A 12369-nucleotide genomic window follows, 5' to 3' on the forward strand; every position below is an offset into this window, starting at 1 on the left:
CAACAATAACTGCCATATCAAAAACTTTTAAGCCTACTTAAGTATCGGTTAAAAGTTCAGGTTACTAACAGCCAATTATTAATAAAAAAGCCTAAAAGCAACAAACCCCTGAAAAAAACAGGGGTTTGTCATTAGCCTGAAAACCGGCTGTTATGCCGGTTTTTTTATGCCTGGTTTTTTTAACTTAAATGATTGAAAGAATTGTCTAGCTGTCGATGAATTTCTTTTTCAATAATTGGTTTAAAAGCCATCATCATAAAATTGAGCTGTGCTGTGATGATGAGTTCTTGATGATCTAATTTGACTTCCCCCTTAATACCACTGCCTTTTAAATGGTAATGATTTTCACCGATTTCCTGATGATGAATATGATATTTGTTTTCCAAGTCCTGAAGAAGTTCATCGATGACTTCTTTACTTTGTGCTAAGTTACCTGGCATTGGGTAGGTTATATTAATATTAGACATAAATTTAACAATTACGGTTAAGCGACTGATTACTTTATCATTAATATGCCATTAAGTTACTAGGCTTTTGTTGTTTTTTTTAGCAAATTGATTAAATCATTTGCTTTGCCATTATAGGCGCGATTGATCAAATCTTGCGTTAATTGCAATTGAGTGGATTCTTGTGATGCACGAGGTGTATAAATATGTGCCATTTGATCATTATTTTTTTCCAGTAACTGTTTATCCAGCATCACTTGCATCATTTTCAAGGTGGTGGTGTAAGTGGTGGTTTGTTGACGTTGTTTGAGGTGCTCATGGACGACACGGACGGTGGATGGCCCAAATTTCCATAGCACCGATAAAATCAATAACTCTTTGGGGGTTGGTAGCGGTAACTTATCAGGATTCATGCGAATAATCAGGGTTAATTAAAATTAATATCTTTAATGACTGTTCGCACAATTTTACCGTTATCTTCATAAATGATTTGTTCGATATAGCAGTCTCTGCTATTAATCCAAATACGGGTGCTTTTATCTGAACGATTTTGATATATGCGATGAACCAGGATTTTATCGTTATCAACAGCGACAGTTTTAAAAAAATATGTTTTCGGTTCGTCAGATTTTAGTATCTGCCATTGCATATTATCTTTTGGGTTATGACAAACTTGTTGAGTCAGTTGCCAGGACATGACGTGGGTGCTGAGCAAGGGTTGTTGACTGTTTAATTTGAATGGCTTTTTGCGGTTAATACCTTGATAGCTAAATTCACCGGGTTGATGGCTAAATTTATATAGTTTGCTTTTAAAAGCCACTTTTTGTTTCATGTTGTGATTAATCATTTCGGCTTTTTGATCGCGATATATAAACTTGCTGTGTTCAGTGCGCTTGAAGTTCAGCAATGATGCCAATCCCTTTGTCCCTTCAGTGATATCGGTGAGTTGGTAATGATGGTGATCCAGCTTTTGCAACCTTGAAGTGGTAACGGCTTTTATGGTGTCATCTTCATAGACATCGTAGATGGCTGTGAATGTAAGTGGTTTGGCGTGAATAGTGGTTGTTGAGCATGCCAAATAAATGACTGCGGTTATCAGTGATATTATGTATTTGACCATAGAATGGGTTGAGAAATAATTTGATTGTTGTAATAAAGCTGTTTATTTCGCCAATAAATTTCGCCTTGGGCTATTTTTTTGACGGTGGTTGTTAAGAGCGCATGTTCTTTGGACAACAAACGGTCGGCTAAAGTTTCTGCGGAGTCATCGGCTTTAATGTTAATGTGACACTGGCTGATGCTGTGACCCCGGTCTAAATGTTGGTCCACAAAGTGAACGGTGGCACCGTGAATGGTTTGGCGGTCTTCAAGGGCTCTTTGGTGAGTGTTCAGGCCCGGATACAAAGGCAGAAGAGAAGGGTGTATGTTAATGATTTTGCGAGGAAATTGGGCCACAAATTCTGCCGATAATACGCGCATAAAGCCAGCCAGTATTATGAGGTCGGGCTTAACATTGTTAAGCAATGTGATTGCTTGAGCTTCGGCCTGAATTTTATCACGCCAATCAATGACTGTGGTTGGTACCGAAAATCGCTCGGCTGTTGTTAACCCGGCCGCTTGTGAACGATTGCTAATGACATGTGTGACTTTATAATGATTTTGGTCTTCAAGCAATGCCTGCAGGTTGCTACCGCGACCGGAAATAAATACAACAACACGCATTAGATTATTGTGACATCTTGGCCTGTGTGCTTGGTGACTTGGCCAATAGACCACGCGGCTAATTGGTGTGATTTAAAATGATTAATGGTGTCACTCACTGCATCATCAGGAACAATTAAACATAAGCCGATACCGCTGTTAAAGGTTTTGAAGAGTTCGGTTTCTTCAATTTGGCCCAGGTCCTGTAAGTAGCTAAAGACTTCAGGCATGGTCCAACTGCCACGCTTAATTTCCACAGCTAAACCTTTGGGGATTACGCGGCTGATGTTTTCCATTAAACCGCCGCCGGTAATATGAGCCATGCCCAAAACAGGTGCGCTATTGTTCAATAAACTTAACACTGGTTTTGGATAAAGCGTGGTGGGCTGTAACAGCTTGCGGCCCAGGATGCTACCGTCAAATGCTTGCGACAAATCCAGTTGATGGTCATCAATTAAACGTCTGATTAAGGAGTAACCGTTACTATGTGGGCCACTGGACGCCACACCGACAATCTGATGGCCGGCTTTTATGTGACTGCCGTCGATAATCTTGGTTTTATCCACGACCCCAACCACAAATCCCGCCAGATCGTAATCGCCTTGTGAATACATTCCGGGCATTTCAGCGGTTTCTCCGCCAATTAAGGCGCAACCGGATAAACGGCAGCCTTCTGCAATGCCACTGATGACTTCAGCGGCTTGATCTGTATTGAGTTGGCCGCAGGCGTAGTAGTCCAGGAAAAATAAAGGTTCGGCACCCATGACGATGATGTCGTTGACGCACATGGCCACCAAATCTATACCAATGGTGCTGTGATCATTAAGTTGCTGGGCTAATTTAAGTTTAGTGCCGACACCATCAGTGCCCGACACCAGTACAGGGTTGTCACAGTTAACTTCAGATAAATCGAATAAACCGCCAAAACCACCTAAAGAACCCATAGCACCGGGCCGATGGGTCTGTTTAATAAAAGGTTTAATGCGTTCGACTAAGGCGTTACCGGCAGCAATATCCACACCGGCTTGTTGATAGGTATAAGGCTTTTTATTGGTCATATCTTTACTGGCTTTAAAGCAGGTGCGATTGTAGTCGATTGCCGAACTTTTGTGTTAAAAAAACCAGACAGTTTAACTGATTTGAATGGTTAGTCTGAATATTTTAAGACATCTGAATTGGATTAATTGTTTTTTTGCTGATATCTTCCTTTATAATTAGCCCTATGAAAAACGTAATCTATCTTTTGTGTTTATTGGCCACAACAGCAGTGGCACAATTGGACAATTTAAATGCCGCTGCCACTTTGGTGGATCAACAAAATCCTCAAGATAATGCGCAAATGATGGCGGCATTGACTGCGGTTATCAGCAAAAAAAGTGGCTTGAGTGAGGCGGAGATTGCGCAACAATCTTGGCTTGATGCTTCTTTTAAAGACGTCATTTTGCGCCATTATTATGAGCAAATACCAGCCAACCTCGAATATTCGGGTTTGTGGTTTCATGTCGTGACTGATGGCGCCAAACTTAATCAGATGTTGATTGATCGAAATGTTCCTTTATGGCCACCAAATCGACCAGACCTTTTTATTTGGTTGGTTGAAGAACAAGAAGACGGGTCGCTTTCCCATGCGCAACAAAACTCTGCTGCTGAATATTGGTTAAATAAAGTGTTGACCAATAAAGGTATTGAACATCAGTTCTATAATTCGATGGATGCTGATTTGTTGCAATTTAAACCTGAAGACGTCAGTTATTTGAACCCTGATTTGGTTAATAAAGTGTATTTAGACTACCAACCTGATCAGGTCTTGTTAATTAAGTTACGTCATTTTCGAAGTGGTTATTCTTATCGCGCAGGTTTATTTGAATCAGCTGACAGTGATGCGCATATTGAGAACCGCCAATTTGTTTCGCTTCCTGAAGGCTTAGATTTTTTGGCCACCTCCATACAACAAAAACTGGCTGATGGTCAGCGCATTGATGCCGGTGAATTTGGTGATTTCACCTTGGCAGTTACCATCAATGACATCAGTGATGCCAGCGCCATGCTGGTTCTGTGGCGTTATCTGCATAATCAACCGTTAATCAAGAACTTTCAGGCAACCGCCTACGGACAAAAGAGTTTACAATTACAAGTTAATGCACGGGTCGATAGTGACACATTTGCCAAGGTGTTGACAAAAGATGGATTGTTGCAACACATGCCACTGGGAATCAATAATCGCATTGTGTTTTCTTGGCAACCATGAATCCTTACTTGCGACATATTCCCAACGCCATCACCATTGCGCGGATGTTGTCGTTGATACCGTTGGTTTGGTTGATGTTGCAAAAACACTACACCGGTGCCTTAATTCTGGCGTTATTAGCAGGTGCTTCTGATGGTGTCGATGGGTTTTTAGCTAAACGCTACAGTTGGCAAGGGCGCTTGGGTAGTATTTTGGATCCATTGGCTGATAAACTGATGATGCTGTGTTGTTTTAGTGTTTTCGTTTATCAACAACATTTCCCCATGTGGTTGTTTTTAATGATTGTGGGTCGTGATGTTGTGATTATATTGGGTACTAGCTATGTTAATTTTTTTGTGGGGCGTTTAAAAATTGCCACACCGACACTTGTCAGTAAAATTAATACGGCGTTACAAATTATTCTTATTCTAACTTTACTGGTGACCTTGGCAGGTATTTATGATTTAGCTGAAATTAATCAGCTGTTAATTGTTTTAGTGGCTTTTTTTACGGTGATCAGCGGCATTCACTACGTATGGATGGGTGTCAGAATCAAACAACAATTTAAACAAGGGAGTTCTTAATGCAGAACCAACTGATGCGCCAGATTTATCTGTTGACTTTAATTATAGTGGTCGGTTATCTGGTGTATTTATTGTCACCGATATTGGCCCCATTTGTGATTGCAGCTTTGTTTGCTTATTTATTTGACCCCATGGTTGATAAGCTGGAGACCTGGAAACTCAGCAGAACTTTGTCGGTGGTGGTGGTTTTTGTGTTAATTAGTTTATTAATGATTACAGTGGCATTAATTCTAATTCCCGCTTTAGAGCGCCAAATTAGTTATTTTATTAAAAACTTGCCGATTTATATTAATTGGCTAAAGGATAATGTTAATCCTTGGTTGCAATCACGTTTTGGTTTGGAAATTGATTTATTTGATACTGGCCAATTAACCCAGCTGTTAAAAGAGCACTGGGAGAGTGCCGGTGGTGTGGCGCAAACTGTGCTCAGTTCAGTGACTAAAAGCGGTATGGTTGTTCTAAACTGGGTTATGAATTTATTGCTGATTCCTGTGGTTTTGTTTTACCTGCTGCGCGATTGGGATATTATCACTGCGCGTGTCGGGGAATTAATTCCGCGTCGCTATTATTATACGGTCCATAAAATCACGCATGAATCAAATTCAGTTTTAAGTGCCTTTTTGCGCGGTCAGTTAAGTGTCATGCTGGCTTTAGGAACAATTTATACCATTGGTTTATGGCTAATTGGTATTGATTTGTCGCTATTGATTGGTATGGGTGCCGGCTTGGTATCTTTCGTGCCTTATCTTGGTGCCATTACCGGTTTGATTGGCGGTGTTATCGCTGCCATGGTGCAATTCGGCGATTTAATTCATGTTGTGTATGTATTGATTGTATTTGGTGTTGGGCAGTTACTGGAAGGCATGGTACTGACACCTTGGTTGGTGGGTGATAAAATTGGGTTACATCCTGTTGCCGTGATTTTCGCAGTATTAGCCGGTGGCCAGTTGTTTGGATTTGTTGGCGTATTGCTGGGTTTGCCTATGGCTGCCGTGGTAATGGTTTTATTGCGACATGCTCATCAAAAATATGTGGACAGTGAATTATACGGACGACCATCTGTAGAAAAGCAAAATAACATAACTGATGACTGAACCACAGCTACCCCTACAATTACAAATATCTGAATCAGCTGGCTTTGATGATTTTATCGGTCATGATGATGTGGTTGCGAGTTTAAGTTCTGTTTCGGAGTTGCCTGGGTTTTGTTATTTATGGGGTGCACTTTGTTCCGGTAAAAGTCACTTGTTATCGGCTTATAGTCAGCAACGTCAAAAACAGGGTGATCAAGGTGCGGCTTTTTCAGCCTCGGTAATGCTTGATACAGATATCAGTGAACTTATTCAACCACACTGGTGCTATTTGGTGCTGGATGATATCCACTTGTTGGCCGACAAAGCCTTGGGTGAGCGCCATTTATTCAATTTATTTAATTTTTGTCGTGCGCAACAGCTGTCTTTATTGGTGGCCTCACAAGTTTCACCCCGTGATCCGAGTTGGTTATTACCGGATTTGCGTTCCCGCTTACAATCAGGCTTAACTTTAGAGTTGTCAGTATTAAGTGGCGACCAGGCGATTTTGTTATTAACACGACAGTTTAAACAGCATGGCATACCGGCAAATGACGCGGTTTTAAAATTTATTGCGGGTCATCATGCCACTGATTATGCATCGCTTGATGCCTTGCTGAGGAAGCTGTCAGCACTGTCTCTGCGCGATAAACGAAAAATAACCGTGCCTTTTGTAAAACGAGCAATTGAAGAGAAATAAATAATGTCGGTAGACAAGCCCCATGTCAATGTGGATAATACGCCATCGGTGACTCTCGTTTGTCGCCCCGCAATGGTTAGCAATGAACCCGGTCAGGCCCGGAAGGGAGCAGCCGTAGTTGTAACACCATGTGCGGGGACCGGCTGGCGGGAGTCCCACTTATTAGCAGAGATCTTTGCGTCAATCATGAATCGTGTTAAAAAGTCTAAAATTCCACCACTCTGCGTTAGAAAACTGCCTAATGGTCCTACTTTTGGTGCTAATAACAGGCTCGCTTTGTTTATGTGGCGGTTTGCCGAAAGCAAGACGTCTCCATGGACGAAGGTGTGTCATGTAAGCAGGAGACGGAAGCAACGGCCACAGAATAAAAAGCGAATAAGCCGAATATTAGTCGGCGTTTCCTGCCTTGACTGGCGTAATTTTAGCTGCCTTAAAAGGGCCATGCTGTTGGCTTTTTCCCATCGACCCAGATTTATGCAAAAATCTCTAACATCACTATGACCTATCAAGTACTTGCCAGAAAACACCGGCCCCAGAATTTTAAAGAAGTTGTGGGCCAAGAGCATGTGGTTCAAGCCCTGGTAAACGGTTTGGATAATAACCGTTTACACCATGCCTTTTTATTCACCGGAACCCGCGGTGTGGGTAAAACCACCTTGGCTCGGGTGTTAGCGAAATCCTTAAACTGCCTGGAAGGGGTCGGTAGCGAACCCTGTGGTCAATGTATCCATTGTCTTGAAATTCAGCAGGGTGAGTTTATTGATTTGATTGAAGTGGATGCCGCTTCTCGAACCGGTGTAGATGATACCCGTAGTTTGTTAGACAACGTCAGCTACGCACCTAATAAAGGTCAGTACAAGATTTACCTCATTGATGAGGTACACATGTTTTCTAAAAGTAGTTTTAATGCGTTGCTGAAAACACTGGAAGAACCACCTGAGCATGTCAAGTTTCTGCTGGCCACCACAGAGCCGGAAAAACTACCCATAACTGTATTATCACGTTGTTTGCAATTTAATTTAAAACGCTTAACAGAAAAACAAATCAGCGATTACTTAGCCGAAATATTACAGCGTGAATCGCTCGATTATGAGGATAAAGCCATACAACTGGTGGCACGTGTTGCAGATGGCAGTATGCGAGATGCGTTAAGTTTGTTGGATCAATCTTTGGCATTTGGCGGGAATCGGCTGAATTATGATGAAGTGCGGACTATGCTTGGTACTGTTGAGCAATCTCATGTGGTTGAGCTGCTTAATTTAATTATTGCCGGCGATAAAAAAGGTGTTGTCGATAAATTAGACTGGTTTCACGCCATGTCCATTGATTACAGCCAATTATTAGAAGAGCTGAGCCGTTTATTGCATGAAGTGGCCTTAACCCAATCGTTAAATAAAGTCACAGGTGGAGGCGCCTTTGATGTCACCACATTGAAAAATTTAGCCAATAATTTAGCGGAAGAAGTTGGTCAGTTATATTATCAATTTGTGGTCGTCGGTTTGCAGCAAATGCGAACCGTGCCGGATAAAAAAATATCTTTTGAAATGACCATTATCCGCATGCTTGATTTCGATATTAATCCAGGCAAGCGTGAACAGTTAGAAAGCAGTCAGGTATCGACGAAAACTGTATCTGATGTCGAATCCTCACAAAAAAGTCAATCCGTCGATAATGCCAAAATGACTCATGTTAAGTCACCAAAAGTCGTAGAAGCAGAACCCAAACCGCAGGCAGAGTTAACGAATGATTATATTAATTTATCGGAACTAAATAATGATAACTGGCCAGAAATTTTCAAAGATTTACCACTTAAAGGGATGCCCAGAGAACTGGCGCGAAATTTAATGGTGCTTGAAAATACCAATAACACCATTATATTTGCTTTAGACGCATCGGTAGAGCCATTTAAAACACCTACCTCTGTTGATAAGTTGGCACAAGTGTTGGCCGTTGAAAAACAAAATTATCGATTGGAATTTACCATTCGAGATCAAGTAAGTTCAGTGGCTAAAAAACAGGCCGATGCCGATAGGCAGACGAATCAACAGCGCCAACAGGACAGAGATCCGGTGGTTGATGCTTTACAAGAACGGTTTGATGCCACCATCATCAATCAGAAAAAAGGTCAATAATTATGAAAGGTACATTAGGCAATATGATGCAGCAAATGCAAAAAATGCAGGAGCAAATGCAACAAGCTCAAGCTGAATTAGCTCAAAAAGAAGTCACTGGCTCGGCGGGTGCAGATGCGGTCAAAATCACCATGAACGGCCAACAACAAGTTCAAAAAATCGACATTGATCAAGCCATGGTGGGTGACGATTTTGAAATGCTTGAAGATTTATTGGTTGCCGCTTTTAATGATGCCATGAATAAAATCAGTGATTTACAAAAAGAAAACATGGGTGGTTTAACCGATGGTCTAAATTTGCCACCGGGTTTTAAGATGCCATTCTAATACCATGTCACTGGTTACACAACTGATGGATGCCTTGCAAATCATGCCTGGTGTTGGTCCAAAATCAGCGCAGCGATTGACATTCTTTCTTTTACAAAAAGATAAAGACGGCGCGCGGGCTTTGGCTAAGGTATTGGGTTTGGCTTTAGATCAAGTCAAAGAATGTGATTTGTGCCGAACCCTCACAGAAAATGATATCTGCAATATATGTAGTAATGATCAACGTCATTGGCAACAGTTGTGTGTGGTTGAAAGTCCTGCTGATATTATCCAAATTGAACAAGCCACCGATTTTAAAGGTCGCTATTTTGTACTGCATGGTAAACTTTCTCCCTTAGACGGTTTAGGTCCTAGCGAGTTAAAACTTAATAAACTAATTGACATCATGGCGCGCCCCGAATGCCAGGAACTTATTGTCGCTACCGGTTCAACGGTGGAAGGTGAAACCACTGCTCAATATTTGGCTAACTTAGCTGAAAAAGGTGGTATTAAAGCCAGTCGTTTGGCTCATGGTGTGCCTTTAGGTGGTGACTTGGAATACATTGATAACAACACATTGGCTCATGCTTTTGCCGGCCGAACTTTTCTATAAGGACACATTTATGAACGAAAAAGGTACCATTTTTGATCAAATCTTGGCAGGTAAGGTGCCTGCAGATGTGGTTTATGAAGATGACTTTGTTTTGGCATTCAAGGACATTAATCCCCAAGCCCCCATCCATGTGTTGTTTATACCAAAAGTGCGTATCAAAACGCACAATGACATCGATGAAGCCAATATGGAATATGTCAGCAAAATCCATTTAGCCATCAATAAATATGCCAGAGAAATTGGTGAGCACAAAAATGGCTACCGCATTGTCATGAATTGCAATGAAAATGGTCAACAAACTGTTAATCATATACATATGCACTTTTTAGCTGGGCGGCAAATGGAATGGCCTCCGGGTTAATTCTATTAATATGAGTAATCGCGACCAGTTATTCAGTGAGGCCTATGAAGAGGTTTCAGCCTTTGCTTTTGATGAGCAGGTGGCGTCAGTTTTTCCTGATATGATTAAACGTTCGGTGCCCGGTTATGACACCATTCTTAAAGGCATTGCCATGTATGCCATGCGCTTTGTCCGGCCCAATACCCGGGTTTATGACTTAGGATCTTCTCTAGGTGCGGTTAGTCTGACTGTTGACCAGGCAATTGGTAATCAAAAAGTAAATATCCATGCCATAGATAACTCTGATGCCATGGTTTGCCATTTTAAGCAATTGTTAGAAAAACAAATCACCCAAAACTCAATCCACACGCAGCTTGAAGATTTGCGCCAGGCGACAATTCAGCAGGCCAGTATGGTGGTTAGCAACTTTACGTTGCAGTTTTTACCGCCGGGTTCTCGTAGAGCGGTGTGTGAACGCATCTATCAAGGCTTAAATGATCAAGGTATATTTATATTGTCTGAAAAAGTAAAATCTTCTCAGCAAATGATTGATTTCTATCATGGTTACAAGAAGATAAATGGTTACAGTGATATAGAAATCGCTCAAAAACGACAGGCTTTGGAAGACACCCTAAAGCCTGATACTTTATCGAATTGGGAGCTGAGACTTACAGAAGTGGGTTTTCATTCGATTGAAGTGTGGTTTCGGGCTTTTAATTTTGTGTCTCTGGTTGCATTTAAATAGCAACCGCCATGTTTGAAGTTCAGCTCAACAATTTAAAGCAGCAAGTGCAGGGCACTCTTCTGTCTGCAGGTTTCGATACCCTACAAAACTTAACGCGACAGACCGTATCAAACATGAATCAAGGTGATTTCCCGCGTTGGCTAAATGCATATGACAGTTTACCAAAATTAGATTCGCTGGATGTGGACTTAGCGACTGATGCGATTACTGTAGATGGAGAGTGTAATGAATTGCAACGGCAGCAGTTAAAATCTGGACTTGAGCAGTTAATTCCTTGGCGTAAAGGTCCGTTTTCTATATGTGATATTGACATTGATGCTGAGTGGCGATCTGATAAAAAATGGCAACGACTCATATCGAGTTTACCAAACCTTAATCATAAAGCTGTGTTGGATGTGGGTTGTGGCAATGGTTACTATCTGTTCAAAATGGCGGCTTATCAACCTCAAGTACTACTAGGTATTGAGCCGGGTATCTTACAAAATGTTCAGTTTTGGAGTATTCAGAAGTATACCCAAACCATGGCAACCATGTTGCCGCTTAAAATCCAGCAGTTGCCGCAGCATTTTCCTTATTTTGATGTGGTTTTTTCCATGGGGGTTCTTTATCATCGGAAATCACCCATCGGTCATTTAGAGCATTTAAAGCAATTATTAAGACCCGGTGGCGAATTGGTATTGGAAACACTGGTGATACCCGGAGATGAGCAGACATGTTTGGTGCCGGAGGATCGCTATGCGCAAATGCGTAATGTATGGTTCTTACCAAGTGTTAAGATGTTGTGTGGCTGGTTGCAAAGAATTGGTTTCAAACAGATCACAGTAATTGATGAAAGTAATACCTTAAGCACAGAGCAGCGAACGACACAGTGGATGCGCTTTCATTCACTGATAAACTTTCTTAATGCAGACCAAACTAAAACCATAGAAGGTTACTTGCCTCCTCGACGCGTTATTATTCGTTGTCAGAAATAAAATATGTCTTTAAATAGAGTGAATCGGCCCCATATATAAGCTCAGGTGGCGGTATGCTTTTTCATTATAATTAAAATTCAAATCAACCCTTTACAAACAAAGCTGAATGTCTATAATGCGCATCTTGCTTTGCAACAATGGTTTTTTAAACCGGCGTTTTAATGGTTTTAGGGTAATTGTTTTTTTATAAAATTTAGTTATTAAAAAAGCTTGCAAAGCAAAAATTTTGGGTGATAATACGCAGCCCTCGAGCGAGTAAGTTAATGTATTTTCATTGACGAGTTGGGACGAATTAAAAATAGTTCTAAAAAAGCTTGCAAAAGGAAAAAAATCAGCGATAATATCGCACCTTTCCCGAGCGAAATGCCGGGAGTATTTTTGGGTTAAAAGTTGTTAAGACTTGAGATTCAAAAGAGTAATTTAAAAACTCAAATAGATAACTTGTGTGGGCACTTGAGTTGATGTTAATAAAGGTACAACGACAAAAAGTGACCATAACTATCACGTAATTTCTTAAAATTATATAAGTTAG

At 41.1% G+C, this 12369-nt stretch carries 15 protein-coding genes and 1 other RNA gene; 11 read left to right on the forward strand and 5 right to left on the reverse strand.

The features are described from left to right. Positions 1 to 179 precede the first annotated feature (179 nt). The 5 genes from OS173_RS12965 to purM are packed head-to-tail and all read right to left on the reverse strand — an operon-like array spanning position 180 to position 3205. Complete coding sequence (locus OS173_RS12965) at positions 180 to 467, reverse strand: polyhydroxyalkanoic acid system family protein (protein ID WP_267184716.1); 288 nt, start codon at positions 465 to 467, stop codon at positions 180 to 182. A 59-nt stretch (positions 468 to 526) separates the two neighbouring features. Next, positions 527 to 859 carry a BlaI/MecI/CopY family transcriptional regulator gene (locus OS173_RS12970; protein WP_267184717.1) on the reverse strand — a complete coding sequence of 111 codons (333 nt, stop codon included), beginning with the start codon at positions 857 to 859 and terminating at the stop codon, positions 527 to 529. Between the two features lie 14 nt (positions 860 to 873). Continuing rightward, positions 874 to 1566 carry a hypothetical protein gene (locus tag OS173_RS12975; RefSeq protein ID WP_267184718.1) on the reverse strand — a complete coding sequence of 231 codons (693 nt, stop codon included), beginning with the start codon at positions 1564 to 1566 and terminating at the stop codon, positions 874 to 876. Continuing rightward, positions 1551 to 2168 carry a phosphoribosylglycinamide formyltransferase gene (gene purN, locus OS173_RS12980; RefSeq protein WP_267184719.1) on the reverse strand — a complete coding sequence of 206 codons (618 nt, stop codon included), beginning with the start codon at positions 2166 to 2168 and terminating at the stop codon, positions 1551 to 1553. The genes OS173_RS12975 and purN overlap by 16 nt, the downstream gene beginning before the upstream one ends. Further along, complete coding sequence (gene purM, locus OS173_RS12985; protein WP_267184720.1) at positions 2168 to 3205, reverse strand: phosphoribosylformylglycinamidine cyclo-ligase; 1038 nt, start codon at positions 3203 to 3205, stop codon at positions 2168 to 2170. The genes purN and purM overlap by 1 nt, the downstream gene beginning before the upstream one ends. Positions 3206 to 3369: 164 nt before the next feature. Between purM and OS173_RS12990 the strand changes: the two genes are divergently transcribed. The 11 genes from OS173_RS12990 to cmoB all read left to right on the forward strand — a co-directional run bounded on the left by OS173_RS12990 (position 3370) and on the right by cmoB (position 11837). After that, positions 3370 to 4395: a DUF2066 domain-containing protein gene (locus OS173_RS12990; protein WP_267184721.1), complete on the forward strand. Its 1026-nt coding sequence runs from the start codon at positions 3370 to 3372 to the stop codon at positions 4393 to 4395. Beyond that, positions 4392 to 4958: a CDP-alcohol phosphatidyltransferase family protein gene (locus tag OS173_RS12995; RefSeq protein ID WP_267184722.1), complete on the forward strand. Its 567-nt coding sequence runs from the start codon at positions 4392 to 4394 to the stop codon at positions 4956 to 4958. The genes OS173_RS12990 and OS173_RS12995 overlap by 4 nt, the downstream gene beginning before the upstream one ends. Continuing rightward, positions 4958 to 6052, forward strand: coding sequence for an AI-2E family transporter (locus tag OS173_RS13000; protein ID WP_267184723.1), 1095 nt, complete (start codon positions 4958 to 4960; stop codon positions 6050 to 6052). Before OS173_RS12995 ends, OS173_RS13000 begins: the two co-directional genes overlap by 1 nt. Further along, positions 6045 to 6728 (forward strand): HdaA/DnaA family protein, encoded by a 684-nt coding sequence (locus OS173_RS13005; RefSeq protein ID WP_267184724.1) that lies wholly within the window; start codon positions 6045 to 6047, stop codon positions 6726 to 6728. Before OS173_RS13000 ends, OS173_RS13005 begins: the two co-directional genes overlap by 8 nt. Before the next feature lie 56 nt (positions 6729 to 6784). Then, positions 6785 to 6880: signal recognition particle sRNA small type (gene ffs, locus OS173_RS13010), an RNA gene on the forward strand. Positions 6881 to 7225: 345 nt separating this feature from the next. Continuing rightward, positions 7226 to 8860, forward strand: coding sequence for a DNA polymerase III subunit gamma/tau (dnaX, locus tag OS173_RS13015; protein ID WP_267184725.1), 1635 nt, complete (start codon positions 7226 to 7228; stop codon positions 8858 to 8860). 2 nt (positions 8861 to 8862) lie between these two features. Further along, positions 8863 to 9186 (forward strand): YbaB/EbfC family nucleoid-associated protein, encoded by a 324-nt coding sequence (locus tag OS173_RS13020; protein WP_407659826.1) that lies wholly within the window; start codon positions 8863 to 8865, stop codon positions 9184 to 9186. Positions 9187 to 9190: 4 nt separating this feature from the next. After that, a complete protein-coding gene (gene recR / locus OS173_RS13025; protein WP_267184726.1) occupies positions 9191 to 9778 on the forward strand; it encodes a recombination mediator RecR in 588 nt (195 codons plus the stop codon). Between the two features lie 10 nt (positions 9779 to 9788). Further along, positions 9789 to 10139, forward strand: a complete 351-nt coding sequence (locus tag OS173_RS13030) for a histidine triad nucleotide-binding protein (RefSeq protein WP_267184727.1) — start codon at positions 9789 to 9791, stop codon at positions 10137 to 10139. Between the two features lie 10 nt (positions 10140 to 10149). Next, on the forward strand, positions 10150 to 10863 hold the full coding sequence (cmoA, locus tag OS173_RS13035; protein WP_267184728.1) for a carboxy-S-adenosyl-L-methionine synthase CmoA: 714 nt from the start codon (positions 10150 to 10152) through the stop codon (positions 10861 to 10863). An 8-nt stretch (positions 10864 to 10871) separates the two neighbouring features. Further along, positions 10872 to 11837: a tRNA 5-methoxyuridine(34)/uridine 5-oxyacetic acid(34) synthase CmoB gene (cmoB, locus tag OS173_RS13040; protein WP_267184729.1), complete on the forward strand. Its 966-nt coding sequence runs from the start codon at positions 10872 to 10874 to the stop codon at positions 11835 to 11837. Positions 11838 to 12369: the final 532 nt, after the last annotated feature.

Source organism: Marinicella gelatinilytica, from assembly GCF_026410405.1.
Taxonomy (GTDB): Bacteria; Pseudomonadota; Gammaproteobacteria; order Xanthomonadales; family Marinicellaceae; genus Marinicella; species Marinicella gelatinilytica.

Bases quoted from the DNA above. Each gene is read 5' to 3' on its own strand.
- OS173_RS12965 (WP_267184716.1), bottom strand. From the start codon at position 467: ATGTCTAATATTAATATAACCTACCCAATGCCAGGTAACTTAGCACAA.
- OS173_RS12970 (WP_267184717.1), bottom strand. From the start codon at position 859: ATGAATCCTGATAAGTTACCGCTACCAACCCCCAAAGAGTTATTGATT.
- OS173_RS12975 (WP_267184718.1), bottom strand. From the start codon at position 1,566: ATGGTCAAATACATAATATCACTGATAACCGCAGTCATTTATTTGGCA.
- purN (WP_267184719.1), bottom strand. From the start codon at position 2,168: ATGCGTGTTGTTGTATTTATTTCCGGTCGCGGTAGCAACCTGCAGGCA.
- purM (WP_267184720.1), bottom strand. From the start codon at position 3,205: ATGACCAATAAAAAGCCTTATACCTATCAACAAGCCGGTGTGGATATT.
- OS173_RS12990 (WP_267184721.1), top strand. From the start codon at position 3,370: ATGAAAAACGTAATCTATCTTTTGTGTTTATTGGCCACAACAGCAGTG.
- OS173_RS12995 (WP_267184722.1), top strand. From the start codon at position 4,392: ATGAATCCTTACTTGCGACATATTCCCAACGCCATCACCATTGCGCGG.
- OS173_RS13000 (WP_267184723.1), top strand. From the start codon at position 4,958: ATGCAGAACCAACTGATGCGCCAGATTTATCTGTTGACTTTAATTATA.
- OS173_RS13005 (WP_267184724.1), top strand. From the start codon at position 6,045: ATGACTGAACCACAGCTACCCCTACAATTACAAATATCTGAATCAGCT.
- dnaX (WP_267184725.1), top strand. From the start codon at position 7,226: ATGACCTATCAAGTACTTGCCAGAAAACACCGGCCCCAGAATTTTAAA.
- OS173_RS13020 (WP_407659826.1), top strand. From the start codon at position 8,863: ATGAAAGGTACATTAGGCAATATGATGCAGCAAATGCAAAAAATGCAG.
- recR (WP_267184726.1), top strand. From the start codon at position 9,191: ATGTCACTGGTTACACAACTGATGGATGCCTTGCAAATCATGCCTGGT.
- OS173_RS13030 (WP_267184727.1), top strand. From the start codon at position 9,789: ATGAACGAAAAAGGTACCATTTTTGATCAAATCTTGGCAGGTAAGGTG.
- cmoA (WP_267184728.1), top strand. From the start codon at position 10,150: ATGAGTAATCGCGACCAGTTATTCAGTGAGGCCTATGAAGAGGTTTCA.
- cmoB (WP_267184729.1), top strand. From the start codon at position 10,872: ATGTTTGAAGTTCAGCTCAACAATTTAAAGCAGCAAGTGCAGGGCACT.